The sequence below is a fragment of the Bradyrhizobium sp. AZCC 1678 genome, from assembly GCF_036924765.1.
GTDB lineage: Bacteria > Pseudomonadota > Alphaproteobacteria > Rhizobiales > Xanthobacteraceae > Bradyrhizobium > Bradyrhizobium algeriense.
In genome coordinates, this window is sequence record NZ_JAZHSE010000001.1 from 5015050 (window position 1) to 5031176 (window position 16127).

15 protein-coding genes are annotated in these 16127 nt (G+C 63.2%); 10 read left to right on the forward strand and 5 right to left on the reverse strand.

Annotated features, from left to right (window positions below):
• Positions 1 to 52: 52 nt before the first annotated feature.
• The gene (locus tag V1294_RS23860) at positions 53 to 889 is read right to left on the reverse strand and encodes a TerC family protein (protein ID WP_334480135.1); all 837 of its coding nucleotides are present in this window, start codon (positions 887 to 889) and stop codon (positions 53 to 55) included.
• A 63-nt stretch (positions 890 to 952) separates the two neighbouring features.
• Positions 953 to 1375 (reverse strand): nucleoside-diphosphate kinase, encoded by a 423-nt coding sequence (ndk, locus tag V1294_RS23865; RefSeq protein ID WP_108519317.1) that lies wholly within the window; start codon positions 1373 to 1375, stop codon positions 953 to 955.
• A gap of 326 nt (positions 1376 to 1701) precedes the next feature.
• Between ndk and V1294_RS23870 the strand changes: the two genes are divergently transcribed.
• From V1294_RS23870 to V1294_RS23880, 3 genes are all read left to right on the forward strand, one after another.
• Positions 1702 to 1959: a sulfur globule protein precursor gene (locus V1294_RS23870; RefSeq protein ID WP_334500541.1), complete on the forward strand. Its 258-nt coding sequence runs from the start codon at positions 1702 to 1704 to the stop codon at positions 1957 to 1959.
• A 206-nt stretch (positions 1960 to 2165) separates the two neighbouring features.
• On the forward strand, positions 2166 to 2339 hold the full coding sequence (locus V1294_RS23875; protein WP_334480131.1) for a hypothetical protein: 174 nt from the start codon (positions 2166 to 2168) through the stop codon (positions 2337 to 2339).
• Between the two features lie 114 nt (positions 2340 to 2453).
• Positions 2454 to 4316, forward strand: coding sequence for an ABC-F family ATP-binding cassette domain-containing protein (locus V1294_RS23880; protein WP_334500543.1), 1863 nt, complete (start codon positions 2454 to 2456; stop codon positions 4314 to 4316).
• 21 nt (positions 4317 to 4337) lie between these two features.
• Here V1294_RS23880 and V1294_RS23885 read toward each other — a convergent pair whose 3' ends face one another.
• From V1294_RS23885 to V1294_RS23895, 3 genes are all read right to left on the reverse strand, one after another.
• Positions 4338 to 4826: a hypothetical protein gene (locus tag V1294_RS23885; RefSeq protein WP_108519366.1), complete on the reverse strand. Its 489-nt coding sequence runs from the start codon at positions 4824 to 4826 to the stop codon at positions 4338 to 4340.
• 169 nt (positions 4827 to 4995) lie between these two features.
• On the reverse strand, positions 4996 to 5448 hold the full coding sequence (locus tag V1294_RS23890; protein WP_108519320.1) for a DNA polymerase III subunit chi: 453 nt from the start codon (positions 5446 to 5448) through the stop codon (positions 4996 to 4998).
• Between the two features lie 15 nt (positions 5449 to 5463).
• The gene (locus V1294_RS23895; protein WP_334500545.1) at positions 5464 to 6966 is read right to left on the reverse strand and encodes a leucyl aminopeptidase; all 1503 of its coding nucleotides are present in this window, start codon (positions 6964 to 6966) and stop codon (positions 5464 to 5466) included.
• A 346-nt stretch (positions 6967 to 7312) separates the two neighbouring features.
• Here V1294_RS23895 and lptF point away from each other — a divergent pair, with 346 nt between their 5' ends.
• The 7 genes from lptF to V1294_RS23930 all read left to right on the forward strand — a co-directional run bounded on the left by lptF (position 7313) and on the right by V1294_RS23930 (position 16107).
• Positions 7313 to 8482 carry an LPS export ABC transporter permease LptF gene (gene lptF, locus V1294_RS23900; protein ID WP_334500547.1) on the forward strand — a complete coding sequence of 390 codons (1170 nt, stop codon included), beginning with the start codon at positions 7313 to 7315 and terminating at the stop codon, positions 8480 to 8482.
• Complete coding sequence (lptG, locus tag V1294_RS23905) at positions 8479 to 9576, forward strand: LPS export ABC transporter permease LptG (RefSeq protein WP_334480124.1); 1098 nt, start codon at positions 8479 to 8481, stop codon at positions 9574 to 9576. The genes lptF and lptG overlap by 4 nt, the downstream gene beginning before the upstream one ends.
• 98 nt (positions 9577 to 9674) lie before the next feature.
• Positions 9675 to 12071, forward strand: a complete 2397-nt coding sequence (locus V1294_RS23910) for an LPS-assembly protein LptD (protein ID WP_442895457.1) — start codon at positions 9675 to 9677, stop codon at positions 12069 to 12071.
• Positions 12072 to 12143: 72 nt separating this feature from the next.
• Positions 12144 to 13091, forward strand: a complete 948-nt coding sequence (locus V1294_RS23915) for a SurA N-terminal domain-containing protein (protein ID WP_442895458.1) — start codon at positions 12144 to 12146, stop codon at positions 13089 to 13091.
• Between the two features lie 44 nt (positions 13092 to 13135).
• Positions 13136 to 14155: a 4-hydroxythreonine-4-phosphate dehydrogenase PdxA gene (pdxA, locus tag V1294_RS23920; protein ID WP_334504792.1), complete on the forward strand. Its 1020-nt coding sequence runs from the start codon at positions 13136 to 13138 to the stop codon at positions 14153 to 14155.
• Positions 14152 to 15018 carry a 16S rRNA (adenine(1518)-N(6)/adenine(1519)-N(6))-dimethyltransferase RsmA gene (gene rsmA, locus V1294_RS23925; protein WP_334500554.1) on the forward strand — a complete coding sequence of 289 codons (867 nt, stop codon included), beginning with the start codon at positions 14152 to 14154 and terminating at the stop codon, positions 15016 to 15018. Before pdxA ends, rsmA begins: the two co-directional genes overlap by 4 nt.
• 30 nt (positions 15019 to 15048) lie before the next feature.
• Complete coding sequence (locus tag V1294_RS23930; protein WP_334480118.1) at positions 15049 to 16107, forward strand: alcohol dehydrogenase; 1059 nt, start codon at positions 15049 to 15051, stop codon at positions 16105 to 16107.
• Positions 16108 to 16127 lie beyond the last annotated feature (20 nt).

The following is a 16127-nucleotide window of genomic DNA, read 5'->3' on the forward strand; positions in this document are numbered from 1 at the left end:
CAAATGTGGAGCTTCTGTTAGCCACCTTCCGTCGGGCCGGCAGTTTTAATCGCTACGCCGTGGCGGAATGCTCGACGCCCTGCAGCTTGCGCTTTCGCCAGATCGCCCCAGCGACGAGCACGATGATGATGCCGATGATTCCAAGGATCACCTCGCCGCCATGCCCGCCATTGGCGAACTGCGGCGCCATGCCGAGCGACTTGAGGACACCATCGAGGCCGACACCGACCGGACCATTGAAGAACGCATGCAACGGCGGCTGTACCACGGGATCCGTCGCCATCACCTCGCCGGCGATCCAGCCGAGCAAGCCTGCACCGGCCCACACCAGCGCCGGAAGACGCGTCAGCAACGCCATGATCAGCGCGGCACCGGCGACGATCAGGGGAACGCTGATGGCGAGCCCGATGACAAGCAGGGGAATGCTGCCATTGGCGGCCGCGGCGACTGCAATGACGTTGTCGAGGCTCATCACGATGTCGGCGATCGCGACGATCTGCACGGCCGCCCACAGATGCGCAGCCGCGTCCACGCCGCCCTCGTCCTCGTGTTCAGGCACCAGGAGCTTCGCTGCGATGAAGAGCAACGCAAGACCGCCGACCAGCTTGAGGAATGGCAGCCCCATCAAGGTCACGACGATGCCGGTGAAGATGATGCGCAGCAGAACGGCGACGCCGGCGCCAAGGACCATGCCCCAGAACCGCTGGCGTGGCGGCAGCCCGCGGCACGCCATCGCGATGACAAGCGCGTTGTCACCTGACAGCAGGATGTTGATCCACATGATCTTGCCGAGCGCTACCCAGAATGCTGGCTGCTGCATCTCGGCCTGGAACTGGGTGAAGAACGCCGAGATCGTCGCAGGATCTAAAATTTGCCACAGCCAGTTCACAGCGTCTCCCCCTCGGCTCTTTCAGCCGTTGCGCGCGGCGACTATTGCCGCTGTCCTAATAAATCAGCCGACGATTTCGTTGCCCGAAAAAAACTGCGCGATTTCGATCGCGGCGGTCTCCGGTGCGTCCGAACCGTGCACCGAGTTCTCGCCGATCGACTTCGCGTGGACCTTGCGGATCGTGCCGTCCGCCGCCTTTGACGGATCGGTGGCGCCCATCACGTCGCGATATTTCAGTACGGCGCCCTCGCCTTCCAGCACCTGCACCACGACCGGCCCCGAGGTCATGAAGTCGACCAGTTCGCCGAAGAACGGACGCGCCTTGTGAACGGCGTAGAAGGTTTCCGCCTGTTCGCGGGTCATGCGAATGCGCTTCTGGGCCACGATACGGAGCCCGGCCTTCTCGATCAGCGCGTTGACGGCGCCAGTCAGATTGCGCTCGGTCGCGTCCGGTTTGATGATCGAGAAAGTGCGTTCAATCGCCATTGTTTACGTCCTTGCAAAACGCTGATTGGAGAGTTGCGCCGGCTTATATCGGCGCCATCTCACGACGGCAAGCGACCGTGTGACGCGCCTGCCACCCCTTTTTGGCGTGTTTTCGTGCCGCCCACGCGCCTGAGGGGGCAAAGATTACAGCAATTTCACGGAGGTGAACCCTGTCTGAAGCCGCCGTGCCGTCTTCATTCAGCTTCGCGTCCGTAGACTTACGGATGATCGAACGCAGGGCACGCGCATCCGCCGGGTCCTAAGGCGTCACGGGACCCGATCTCACTGGTGGTGCCAGCTGGCACCGAAACTTTGAGGAGACGATTATGTTACGCAAACTCTCGCTCGTTGCAGTGGCGGCAGCTTCGCTGGGTGCGGCCGCGCTGGCGCCGACAGCGGCCTCGGCCGGCGGCTGGCACCATGGCGGCTGGCACCGCCATCATCATCATCATGGCTGGGGCGGCCCGCGCGTCTTCATCGGCGGCCCGGCCTATTACGGCGGCGGATATGGCGGCTGTTACGCGCGGCGCCTGGTTCCGACCCCTTGGGGTCCGCGCTGGCGGCTGGTGAACCGCTGCTACTGACCTGATTGAGCTTCCCCCTGACTGAGCCCCGGCCGCCGCGCCGGGGCTTTTTTGTGCCGTGGAACCGGATGCCGAACGTGCTTCGACCACTTGCAGGCGAACGTATATCGCCTTGCACGGAAACCAATTTCGCCGCTGTGACTTGACCCATCAATAATAATCAAAGCCTCGCGATTGCTGCTAGGTGGAACTCGTAGAGACCGCTCATGGATGGCCGAACCAACAACGATTTCGAACAGATGGATCACAAGACATGCGTGTCGATCTGCGACGCCATCGGCGAGCGGCTGCAGCGTAGCCTGTGCCCCGAAACCGAGCTGTCCCCGCGTTTGCGCGAGCTCCTCGATGAGTTGCGCCGCCGCGACAACGAGTTGCATTGAGCGCCACCGGATGTCGGCTTCTGCTGATAGACTTTGCCGATACGCCGATAGATTTTACCAATAATGAGTTGCGTTTGGGGTTGCGTTTGCCGGGCACTCCGGTGACAACGCCGCATGCTCTCAATAACGGATATTTCGGTCCGCATCGCCGGGCGGCTTTTGATCGACAGCAGCACGGTGCAGATCGTGCCCGGCGCACGCGTCGGCTTCGTCGGCCGCAACGGCGTCGGCAAGTCGACGCTGTTTCATGCGATCCGCGGCGACCTGCCGACCGAATCCGGCAGCATCACGCTGCCGCCCCGCTGGCGCATCGGTAGCCTGGCGCAGGAAGCGCCCGATGGGCCGGAAAGCCTGATCAACGTCGTGCTCAAGGCCGACCTGGAGCGCGACGCGCTGCTGCATGAAGCCGAAACCGCCGACGATCCGCACCGGATCGCCGAAATCCAGACCCGGCTGGTCGACATCGATGCGCATTCCGCGCCGGCGCGTGCGGCGGCGATCTTAAGCGGCCTCGGATTTTCCACCGCCGACCAGGCGCGGCCGTGTTCGGAATTCTCCGGCGGCTGGCGCATGCGGGTGGCGCTGGCGGCGACGCTGTTCTCTGCGCCGGACCTTCTGCTGCTGGACGAACCGACCAACTATCTCGATCTCGAAGGCACGCTGTGGCTGGAAGACCATCTGGCCAACTATCCGCGCACCGTGATCGTCATCAGCCACGACCGCGATCTGCTCGACACCTCGGTCGACCAGATCCTGCACCTCGATCGCGGCAAGCTGACGCTCTACAAGGGCAGCTATTCCTCGTTCGAGGAACAGCGCGCCACGCGCGAGATGCTGGACGCCAAGCACGCCAAGCGCCAGGCCGACGAGCGCAAGCGGCTGCAGGCCTTCGTCGATCGCTTCAAGGCCAAGGCTTCCAAGGCCCGCCAGGCGCAGTCCCGCGTGAAAATGCTGGAGCGGATGAAGCCGGTCACCGCGCTGGTGACGCAGGATGTGCGTGAAATCACGTTCCCGACGCCGGAGAAGATGCTGTCGCCGCCGATCATCGCCGTCGATGACGTCTCGGTCGGCTACGATCCGAAAAAGCCGGTGCTCAATCGCGTCACGCTGCGCATCGACACCGAGGACCGCATCGCCCTGCTCGGCTCCAACGGCAACGGCAAATCGACGCTGGTCAAGCTATTGGCCAACAAGCTGGCGCCTTTCTCCGGCCGGATCACACGGGCGGAAAAACTCTCGGTCGGCTATTTCGCGCAGCATCAGGTCGACGAACTCAATCTCGACGGCTCGCCCTACGACCACGTCCGCCGGCTGATGCCCGATGCGCCGGAAACCAAGGTGCGCGGCCGCACCGGCGCGATCGGGTTTTCCGGCAAGGCCGGCGATACCCTGGTCAAGAGCCTGTCCGGCGGCGAGAAGGCGCGGCTGTTGCTCGGGCTCGCCACATTCTTCGGCCCGAACATGATCATCCTCGACGAGCCGACCAACCATCTGGACATCGACAGCCGTGCGGCGCTGGCCGAAGCGATCAACGATTTTCCCGGCGCCGTCATCATGGTCTCGCACGACCGCTACTTGATCGAAGCCTGCGCCGATCAATTGTGGGTCGTCGCCAATCAGACGGTGACGACCTACGACGGTGACCTCGACGACTACAGGCGCATGGTGTTGTCGATCGGCGACGCACGCAGCGGTTCGCGCGAGCGGCCCAAAGAGACTGCAAGGCCGGAGCGCGGGAAGAGCGAAAGGCGATCGCCGCTCAAGCAGCGGATCGCCGTGGCCGAGGCCGAAATCGAGCGCATCAACGGCATCATCGCCAAGATCGACACCGCGCTTGCCTTGCCGGATCTGTTCACGCGCGATCCCAAGCAGGCCGCCCAGCTCAGCAAGGCGCGCGCCGGCGCCGAAAGCGCACTACGGCGTGCCGAGGAAGTCTGGCTTGAGGCCAGTTCGGAATTTGACGAAGCGACAGGCTGAAACTGATCGCCGTTGCCGGGTCTATGCAGCCGGCTTCTTCTTCGGCTTTGCGCCCTTTGCCGGCGCCGCCTCCGGTGCCCGCTCGATCGACGTCAGGCGTCCCGCGGTAAAAGTGTAGATGCCGGCACGCTGGCCACGTGAATAGTTGACGACCGCCACGCGGTCGCCGCGGGCATTGTTGGAAAAATTGACGTTGTCGGGTGCACCAATGCCACGCACAACGTCGCATTCGGTGTGCCCAAGCGCCACCCTTCCCGTCGTCGAGGGAGGCGGGCTGCCTGCAGCGCCGTCCGCCAGCGCGTTTGCACCAGCCCCCGGCGCCGCCATTCCGGGACAGCCGCCATCGGCGCTGACGAGTTCATCCGGCGTCACAGGCTTGTCCGGACTGAGCGGAGGCGTTTCGATCGACACGTTTCGGATGAACACGCGGCCGGTGCGCGAAAACCAGTCCGCATCCTTCGACATAAGGTCGGTCGCGCCGGAACAGCCTGCAAGCGCAGGCCCGAGCAGCAACAACGTCAGCAGTGGTTTTCGATCGATTGTTCCGCGTCGCACGCTAGACCCCGGCTCCCCAGCCTTACTGTAACCATTTGTCCGACCATCACTTTGCGGCACGACCATGGCTGCCCGCAAGGTCCGGCTCAGAATCCGCAGATTATCATTAATTCCTATAGATTCGCTATTGCCGCCGCTGCCACCGGCCCCGCTCATCGGCCTGCCAATAAGTCAGTTCGAACCCCCGCGCCTTGCAATCGGCCCAGGCCCCGCGCGCTGCGGTCAGCGCGTCATCATCGTCGCCGTTGAAGACCAGCACCACCCGCTCGTAGCTGTCGCAATCGGCCGGCAACGCCGCATTGTCGATCAGGAACCTGACATTGGCCCGGTTCGGGTTGCCGTCCTCGATCGAGAGAATGATGGGCTGGTCCTGCGCATCGCCGGCGCGCCATGTGGCGTGCGGCAGGAACGAATCGTCGCTGTAGGTCCACAAATGCGCATCGAGCGCCTCGGTGCGCTCCGGCGAAGTCGATTGCACGACCACGCGCCAGCCGCGCTCGAGCGATTTTTCCAGGAGCGGCGGCAATACGCTTTCGAGCGACATGCCCTGCAAATGATAGAACAGGATTTCCGTCATCCACCTGCAACCGAACTACTTCGTGGCTTCGTAATATTCCGCGACCAATCGGTCCAAAAGACGAACGCCGTAACCCGAACCCCAACTGTGGTTGATGTCGGTCTTCGGCGCGCCCATCGCGGTTCCCGCAACGTCGAGATGCGCCCACGGCGTGTCGTCGACGAAACGCTGCAGGAACTGCGCGGCGGTGATCGAACCGCCATGGCGCCCGCCGGTATTCTTCATGTCGGCAAACTGCGAATCGATCTGCTTGTCATATTCGGGACCAAGCGGCATGCGCCAGACGCGTTCGCCGGTTTCGGTTCCGATCTTGCTCAGCCGTTCCGCCAGCTCGTCGTTGTTGGAGAACATGCCGGCATATTCGGTTCCGAGCGCGACCATGATCGCGCCGGTGAGTGTCGCAAGATCGACCATGAATTTGGGCTTGAACTTCTTCGCCACATACCAGAGCACATCGGCCAGCACGAGCCGGCCTTCGGCGTCGGTGTTGATGATTTCGATGGTCTGCCCCGACATCGAGGTGACGATATCGCCGGGGCGCTGGGCGTTACCGTCGGGCATGTTCTCGACCAGGCCGATGGCGCCGACCGCGTTGACCTTTGCCTTGCGCGCAGCCAGCGCATGCATCAGCCCGACCACGCAGGCCGCGCCGCCCATGTCGCCCTTCATGTCCTCCATGCTGGCGGCGCCCTTGATGGAAATACCACCGGTATCGAAGCAAACGCCTTTACCAACGAAAGCAACGGGTTGATCGCCCTTCTTGCCACCGTTCCAGCGCATGATCACGGTGCGGCCGGGCTGCGTCGAGCCCTGCGCGACACCGAGCAAGGCACCCATACCGAGCTTTTTCATCGCCTTGACGTCGAGCACTTCGACCTCGACGCCGAGCTTCTTGAGCTGGCTCGCGCGGCGCGCGAATTCCACGGGATAGAGAACGTTCGGCGGCTCGTTGACGAGTTCGCGCGCGATGATCACGCCGTCCACGACATGGGATGCGGGCGCAAGCGCCTTGCGCGCGGCAGCGACGTCCTCGACGGCAATTGAAACGTTGGCGCGCAGCGCATCGTTCTCGCCGTCTTTCTTCTTCGTCTTGTAGCGATCGAATTTATACGCGCGCAGCCGGATGCCCGCCGCGATGGCAGCGGCGGCATCGCCCTGCATCGCCGCCTCGGGCAGTTCGGCGATCACGGTGACCGATTCGCTGGCGGCGTTGAGCTTGCCCGCCGTCACGCCGCCGAATTTGAGAAAATCCTTCTCCTTGATATCGGCCGTCTTGCCGACACCGACCACGATCAGGCGCTCCGCCTTGATTCCGTCCGGCGCCGGGATATCGAGCGTCGACCCGCTCTTGCCCTTGAACTGGTTGGCGGCCGCCGCCCGCTTGACGGTATCGGCCGCCTTCCCCAGCGCCTTGCGCGTCGCCTCGCCGAACTTCAATGCGTCATCGCAAAACACCACGAGAACGCCACGAGGCGCGGCGGAAAAAGTGACAAAGCCGACCTTGACGGCGTCGGACATGGGTAAATCCTCCAGAATTCAGGGCTGTCTTGCGGGTCCGGAATCGGCCCGTACTATGGAATATTCTCTTCGGTAACGGCCCAAATGGCTCCGGACCTGATGCTTTCGGCACTATGACCCGCTAGCCGCCGCACTGCCAAGGGCCGCAGTGACCGGAAGGCCACATAAGTGAATTATTGGTCATATTGGAAGCGCGCCACGGCTCGGCCATTTTGTTGACGGATCAAAGGGATGGTAGTGGGAATGCAGACGGCTGACGATTGGCGGCCCGACCAAAGGGGACCCTCAAACAGGGGTTGGTCGGAAGCCGCTCTTTGGGCGTGCAAGGTGGGATCGTACGGTAACGATGGGGTCGATCGACAGGTACATTTTCCGCACGACGCTCGCGTCGTTTGCGCTGGTCCTGGTCAGCCTCACCGGCGTGATCTGGATTACGCAGGCGTTGCGCGGCATCGACCTGATGACGAGCCAGGGCCAGACCATCATCACCTTTCTCGGCATCACCAGCCTGGTGATTCCGGCGCTGGTTTTGATCATCGCGCCGATCGCGCTGATGATCGCGATCTCCCACACGCTGAACAAGCTCGCCACCGATTCCGAAATCATCGTGATGAATGCCGCCGGCTTTTCCCCGTACCGGCTGTTCCGTCCGTTTTTCTTCGCCACGTGTGTCGTGGCGATGCTGGTCACCTTCATCGGCGCCTATCTCGCTCCCGACGGCCTGCGCCGGATCAAGCAATGGGACGCCGAGATCACGGCCGACGTGCTGACCAACATCCTGCAGCCCGGACGTTTCGCTCAGCTCGACCAGAACCTGACGATTCGCATCCGGGAACGGCAGCCGGGTGGCGTGCTCGCCGGCATCTTCGTCGACGACCGCCGCGATCCCAAGGAGCGCGTCACCATCATTGCCGACCATGGCACGGTGCTGAAGAACGAGAGCGGCTCTTATCTGGTGCTGGAGGACGGTAACCTCGAACGTTTCGAGGCAGGAAAGCGCGATCCGGCGCTGGTGGCCTTCGCCCGCTATGCCTTCGACATGTCGAAATTCTCCAATCGCGGCCGCGACGTCGCGCTGGGAATTCGCGAACGCTATCTCTGGGAACTGGTTTCGCCCCCGGAGGACGATCCGATCTTCAAGCAACTGTCCGGGCAGTTTCTCGCCGAGCTGCATGACCGCTTCATGTCGCCGATTTATCCGTTCGCGTTCGCGGTCCTGACCTTTGCCTTCCTCGGCACGCCGCGCACCACGCGCCAGAGCCGCAATTTTTCGATCGGCGGATCGATCTTTGCGGTGTTTGGGCTGCGCATGGCGGGATTCGCCTGTTCGGTGATAACGGTGAAGACGCCGGGCATGGCGCTCGTTCAATACGCGATGCTGTTCGCATCGATCGGCATCGGGCTGTGGATGATCATCGCCGGCATCGTGGTGGAGCCGCCGGCCGCGCTGATGGAAGCCATCAACAGGTCGAATGCGCGCCTTGCGCGGCTCTTTGGACGGCCCGCCACAGCATGAGCATGATGACCAATACGCTCGGGCGATATTTTGCCGGCCGCTTCCTGGTCGCGGCGGTGGGCGTGTTTGCGAGCATTTTCGTCCTGCTCGTGCTGGTCGACTACATCGAAATGGTCCGCAAGACTTCCGGGCTGGCGTCGGCATCCGCGATCACGGTGGCTCAGACGTCGCTTTACCGGGTGCCGCAACTGCTCGAAAAGCTGATGCCGTTCTGCGTCCTGATCGGCGCCATGACCTGCTATCTCGCGCTGTCGCGGCGGCTCGAACTGGTGGTCGCACGCGCGGCCGGCGTTTCCGCCTGGCAGTTCATCTCGCCGGCGCTGGCAAGTGCGATCATCCTCGGCACCGTGGCAACCGTTGCCTACAACCCGATGTCGGCGAACTTACGCGAACTCTCCAAGCGGATGGAGGCCGAACTGTTCGGCTCGGCCCCAGGCGGCGGCATCCAGGATGCATCCGGCTTCTGGCTCAATCAGATCAACAGCGACGGCCAGTCGATCATCAATGCGGCGCGCAGCGAACAGCAGGGTGTCCGGTTGACCGGACTGACCGTGTTCCGGTTCGATCCTGATCTGCAGTTCAAGGAGCGAATCGAAGCGCGCGAAGCCGCCCTCGAAGAAGGCCGCTGGGCCTTCAAATCGGTACGACGATACTCCCTGGATAAACCTCCGGTTGATCAGGAGAACTATTACCTCTCGACCACCCTCACCCCGGCCCAGGTTCGCAACAGTTTCTCCACCCCCGAAACCGTGTCCTTTTGGCAACTGCCCGGCTATATCCGCTCTTCCGAAAGCTCGGGATTTGCAACCGCGGGCTATCGTCTGCAGTACCATAAGCTCATCGCACAGCCATTTTTGCTGGCTGCAATGGTGATGTTGGCGGCTTCCGTCAGCCTTCGCTTCTTCCGGATGGGCGGCGTGCAAAAGATGGTTTTGAGTGGCGTGGGCGCAGGCTTTCTGCTCTACGTTCTATCGAAAGTTACTGAGGATTTGAGCAAGGCTGAGTTGATGCATCCGATCGCTGCGGCGTGGTTGCCCGTCTGTGTGGGTGGCCTCACCGGCTTTTTGGCCTTGTTGTACCAGGAGGACGGGTAGTGGCCGTTGTCGCCGCCCGCCAATTGAGGTCGCCTGCGTTCAGGCGGCGCACCGATGTGCGCCGCTATCGAACTCGCATGGCTGCCTTTGGCGTTTCTATGTTTGCCCTGCTCGCCGGATTCGTTTTCGCGGGCTCGATCGAGCTTGCCCTGACGGTGCCGGCCTCGGCGCAAAGCTTCACCTACAATCCGCGGCCGCCCAAGCCGCCGCCACGGCCTGCCAACAACGACGGCAAGATGCTCGTGCAAGCGGTCGAGGTGGACTACGATTACAACAACCAGCGCGTGTCGGCGGTCGGCAACGTGCAGATGTTCTACAACGGCACCAGCGTAGAGGCCGACAAGGTCGTCTATGACCAGAAGACCAAGCGGCTGCATGCGGAAGGCAACATCCGTCTGACCGACGCGGAAGGCAAAGTCACCTACGCCAATATCATGGATCTGAGCGACGACTATCGTGACGGGTTCGTCGATTCGCTGCGCGTCGACACCGAGGACGCGACGCGGATGGCGGCGACGCGCGCCGACCGTTCCGCCGGCAATTACACCGTGTTCGAAAACGGCGTGTATACCGCCTGCGCGCCGTGCAAGGACAATCCGAAGAAGCCGCCGCTGTGGCAAGTCAAGGGTGCGCGCATCATCCACGACCAGACCGACAAGATGCTGTACTTCGAAAACGCGCAGCTCGAGTTCTTCGGCGTGCCGATGGCGTATCTGCCGTATTTCTCGACGCCCGATCCGACCGTCAAGCGCAAGACCGGCTTCCTGATGCCGGCCTACTCGACGGTTACCGGCTACGGCTACGGCGTGGAAACCCCGTTCTACTGGGCGATCGCGCCGGACTATGACGCGACCTTCAATCCGCGCTTCACCACGCGGCAAGGCGTGCTGTTCCAGGGCGAATTCCGCCAGCGCCTGATCAACGGCTCCTACCAGATCCGCGCCTACGGCATTGATCAGCTCGACCAGGGCGCCTACGCCGGCCAGCCCGGCGACCGCCAGTTCCGCGGCGGCCTCGACACCAAGGGCCAGTTCGCGCTCAACGACAAATGGGTTTGGGGCTGGGACGGCGTTCTGCTGTCGGATTACTACTTCTTCTCGGACTACCGGCTTGCCCAGTACAAGGACCCGCTGGGCTCGTTCCTGAGCCTGCCGACGGAAGCGATCTCGCAGCTCTACCTGACCGGCGTCGGCAACCGCAGCTTCTTCGATGCGCGCACGATCTACTACCTCTCGTTCTCCGGCAACCAGAATCAGGTTCCGGTGATCTATCCAGTTATCGACTACAACAACGTGATCAACAGCCCGATCCTTGGCGGCGAAGTCAGCTACAGGACCAACTTCACCAACCTCTCGCGTGACACGGCGGCCTTCGACCCGATCACGACATTGGCCAACACCGCCAGCCTGTGCACAACGACGTCCGCCGATCCACTGGCGCGGACGCCGTCGCAATGCCTGTTGCGCGGCTTCCCCGGCACTTACACGCGCCTGACGGCCGAAGCGCAATGGCGGAAGTCGTACACCGATCCGTTCGGTCAAATCTGGACGCCGTTTGCGATTCTGCGCGCCGACGCCATCAATTCCTCGGTTTCGAACCAGCCGGGTGTTTCGAATTTCCTTCCTGTCGGCGACACCCAGGCACTGCGCCCGATGCCGGCCGTCGGCCTCGAATATCGCTACCCCTTCATCAACGTTCAGCCCTGGGGCACCACCACGATCGAGCCGATTGCGCAGATCATTGCTCGTCCCAACGAGACCTTTGCCGGCAGGCTGCCCAACGAAGACGCCCAGAGCATGGTGTTCGACGCCAGCAACCTGTTCGCAGTCGACAAGTTCTCGGGCTACGACCGCGTCGAAGGCGGCGGCCGCGCCAATGTCGGCGTCCAGGCGACAACGCAGTTCGACCGCGGCGGCAGCGTCAACGTGCTGTTCGGACAATCTTACCAGTTGTTCGGCCTGAACTCGTACGCCGTGGCCGACGCGACCAATACCGGGCTCGAATCCGGCCTGCAGAACACCCGGTCCGACTACGTCGCCCGCGTCAACTATTCGCCGAACCGCACATATACGTTCAGCGTGCGCTCGCGCATTGATGAGGCAACGACGAACGTCAATCGCTTCGAGGCCGAGGGACGCGCCGCGTTCGATCGCTGGTCGGTCAGCATGATGTACGGCAATTATGCGGCGCAGCCGGAACTCGGCTATCTGACCCGGCGCGAGGGCCTGCTCGGCACCGCATCGATCAAGTTAGCATCGAACTGGGTCGTGTCGGGCTCGGCGCGGTGGGACCTTGAAGCCAACAAGCTGAACCAGTACATCGTCGGTGCCGGTTATGTGGATGACTGCTTCGTGCTGGCGGCCAATTACGTTACGTCCTACAGCTACTCCGCGGGGGCGACACCGCCGGTGCTCAGCCACGCGTTCATGCTGCAGATCGGCCTGCGGACCATTGCGAACTCGTCCTCATCCGCCGGCAGCACCGGCATTCAGTAGCGTGAGGCCTGACCTTGCCGGAGAGTACCCAGCACAACGCGGTACGAGTTGGTTGATACGGCTGACATGACCATGACGACCATCAAGCTCCTTTCCCGCCGGCCTTGGTCTCGGTCACTTGCCGCCGGCTCCGCCGTCGCGCTTGCGATGCTGGCCGGCAGCGCTTCACCGTTGCCGGCGCAGTCTGTTGCCTGCATGGTCGGCGGCGAGCCCATCACCAGTCTCGATATCGAGCAGCGTACCAAGCTCATCTTCCTGACCACGCGCAAACCGGCGCCCAAGCAGGAAGTGATCGATGAGCTGATCAACGAAAAGGTGAAGATCAAGGAAGCCAAGAGGTTCGGTGTCGATCCTACCGCGAGCGATATCGACCAGGCCTATTCGGGAATGAGCCAGCGGATGCGGCTGACGCCCGATCAACTCACCAAGTCCCTGGAGAGCCAGGGTGTCCGGCCGGAAACGCTCAAAGCCCGCCTCAGGGCCGACATGGTCTGGGGCAGCCTGGTGCGCGGCCGCTTCAAGGAGAGCCTCCAGGTCGGAGAAAAAGACGTTGACGCCGCCGCCCAGCAAGGCGGCGAAGCGACCCAGACCGAAGCATTCGAATACAAGCTGCAGCCGATCGTGCTGATCGTGCCGCGCGGCTCGGCGCAAAGTGCAATCGACCTGCGGCGCAAGGAGGCGGAGTCCCTGCGCGAGCGCGTCCAGACTTGCGAGCAGGCCAACTCATACTTCAAGTCGATGCAGAACGCTGCGATCCGCGACACGGTCACCAAGACCTCGGCCGACATCCCCGGCCCGCTTCGTGAGCTCCTGAACAAGACGCCGATCGGTCACTTGACCCCGCCCGAGATCACCAAGCAGGGCGTGGAGATGGTGGCGTTGTGCGAGCGGAAGCCGACCAAGGTCGACACGCCGAAGAAGCGGGAAATCCGGGAAAAGATGTACGCCCAGAAATACGAGGCGAAGTCGAAAGCCTATCTGGCCGACATCCGCAAAGCCGCGATGATCGAATGTCGTTGATGGCCAAGGATCCGACGTCCAAGGATCTGATGTCCAAGGCTCTGATGTCCAAGCCTCCAAAAATCAAGGCACTCGCGCTAACATCCGGCGAACCCGCGGGCATCGGCCCCGACATCGCCCTCGCCGCCTGGCTGCGGCGCAAAGAGCTGGACCTGCCGCCGTTCTATCTGCTCGGCGATCGCGCCTTCTTCGCTGATCGGGCGAAACTCCTGGGCTTGCAGGTCGAGCTCGCCGATGCTGTCCCTGAGGAAGCGAGCGCGGCATTTGCGAAAGCATTGCCCGTGGTGGCGACGGGCGAAATCGCCACCGCGCGCCCCGGACAACCCGACGATACCAGCGCGACCGCCGCGCTGGCCTCCATCCGCCAGGCGGTCGACCATGTCAGGCGAGGACGAGCCGGCGCCGTCGTCACCAACCCGATCGCCAAGAGCGTGCTGTACCGCGCCGGATTCCGCCATCCCGGCCACACCGAGTTTCTCGCCGAGCTTGCCGCCGATGGCGGACAAGTCCCGCAGCCGGTGATGATGTTGTGGTCGCCGGCGCTCGCCGTCGTTCCCGTCACCATCCATCTTTCGCTGCGTGAGGCGCTGGAGCAGCTCACGAGCGAGCTGATCGTGACGACGGCCCGCATTGCGGTCGCGGATCTGAAAGCGCATTTCGGGCTGGCCCGTCCGCGCCTTGCGGTGTCGGGCCTCAATCCGCATGCCGGCGAAGACGGCTCGCTCGGCAGCGAAGACGTCGACATCGTCGCACCCGCTATCGAAACGCTGCGCACTGATGGCATCGACGCCAGGGGCCCGTTGCCGGCGGACACCATGTTCCACGCCGCGGCGCGCCACAGCTACGACTGCGCCATCTGCATGTATCACGACCAGGCGCTGATCCCGATCAAGACGATTGCGTTCGAGGATGCCGTCAACGTGACGCTGGGATTGCCGTTCATCCGCACCTCGCCAGACCACGGCACCGCCTTCGACATTGCCGGCACCGGCAAGGCCAATCCTTCGAGTCTCGCCGCAGCGTTGCGTCTTGCCGCGCGCATGGCGACGACCAAGCCTTCATGAGCGCGATCGACGATCTGCCGCCACTGCGCGACGTCATTCGCGAACATTCCCTGTCGGCGCGCAAATCGCTCGGCCAGAATTTCCTGCTCGACCTCAACCTCACCGCGCGGATTGCGCGCGCCGCGGGTCCGCTCGAAGGCGCCACCATCATCGAGGTCGGCCCCGGCCCCGGCGGGCTGACGCGCGCGCTGCTGGCGCTGGGCGCAAAGCGCGTCATCGCTGTCGAACGCGACGAGCGCGCACTGGCCCCGCTCGACTACATCGCCAGGCGCTATCCCGGCCGGCTCGAGATCGTGCACGCTGACGCGCAGCGCTTCGATCCCCGCCCGATGCTCGGCGGCGAGCCGGCAAAGATCGTCGCCAACCTGCCCTACAATATCGCGACCGCGCTCTTGGTGGACTGGCTCTCGATCGAACCATGGCCGCCCTGGTACGACATGATGGTGCTGATGTTTCAGCGCGAGGTCGCCGAGCGCATCGTCGCCAAAGAGAATGACGAGGCCTATGGCCGGCTCGCGGTGCTCGCCAACTGGCGCGCCGAGACCAAGATCCTGTTCGACATTTCCCCGGCCGCCTTCGTGCCGCAGCCCAAGGTGACCTCCTCGGTGGTGCGGCTGGTGCCGCGCAGCGCCCCTGAAACCTGCGACCGCCGCGCCCTCGAACAGGTGGCCGCCGCGGCCTTCGGCCAGCGCCGCAAGATGCTGCGGCAGAGCCTCAAATCGCTGTCGGTCGATCCGGCGCAGCTGGCGGCAGCCGCTGAAGTCGATGCGACCCGGCGGGCCGAAACAATCCCCGTATCCGCCTTTGTTGCCATGGCCCGTGAATTGACCGATATACGAAGCACAAAAGCTCAAACGCTCTGAAGAAACTTTCTGCTCAAGGGAGATATTGCCATGGCGCTGATGCGTCGCCAGTCGCTGGTCAAGTTCGATGCGCCATTGTGCGAAACCATTGTCGACACGCCGAAGCCGCAAGGTCGCGAAGTCCTCGTTCGCATCGAGCGCTGTGGTCTCTGCCATTCCGACCTGCACATCCAGGACGGCTATGCTGATTTGGGCGGCGGCAAGCGGCTCGACACCACGCGCGGCATGACGCTGCCGTTCACGCTAGGCCACGAGATCGCCGGCGTGGTCGATGAGGTCGGTCCCGATACCTCGAAGGAGCTGATCGGAAAGAAGCAGGCGGTATTCCCCTGGATCGGCTGCGGCCAGTGCCGCGACTGTGCCAATGGCGACGAGAACCTCTGCGTCAAGCAGCGCTTCCTCGGCGTCTCCATCGATGGCGGATTTGCCACCCATGTGCTGGTGCCGGACGCAAAATATCTGCTCGATTACGATCCGCTGCCGGTCAACCAGGCGGCGACGCTGATGTGCTCGGGCGTCACCGCCTATGGCGCGTTGAAGCGGCTGGTCGACCGTCCGCGGCAGCGCAATCTCCTGCTGATCGGGCTCGGTGGCGTCGGCATGATGGGGCTTTCATTCGCGCAAGCCATGTTCAAGCAGAACATCACGGTGGCCGATCTCAGCCCCGCCGCGCGCGAGACCGCGCTGAAGAACGGCGCCGCGGCCGCCTACGATCCGTCCGAGCCCGAAATCATCAGGCGCATCCTGAAAGAAACCGAGGGCGGCTTCGACGGCGTTGTCGATTTTGCCGGCAACGAGAAATCGATGGCGTTCGCGGTTGCGACGGTGGCGCGCGGCGGCAAGGTCGTGGTCTCCGGCCTGATGGGCGGCAATTTCAGCCTGCCGATGGTGCAGTGGGTCTACAAGCGCATGACCATCGAAGGCTTCATGGTCGGCACTCTCGCCGAGGCGAAGGAGCTGATGGCGCTCGCCCGCGCCGGCAAGATCAAGCCGACCCCGATGAAGGAAGAGCCGATGGCCGATGTCCAGAAATGGATCGATGAGCTGCGAGCCGGAAAAGTCGTCGGGCGGATTGTGCTGAAGAACTGAGGCAACGCGTCTCACATACC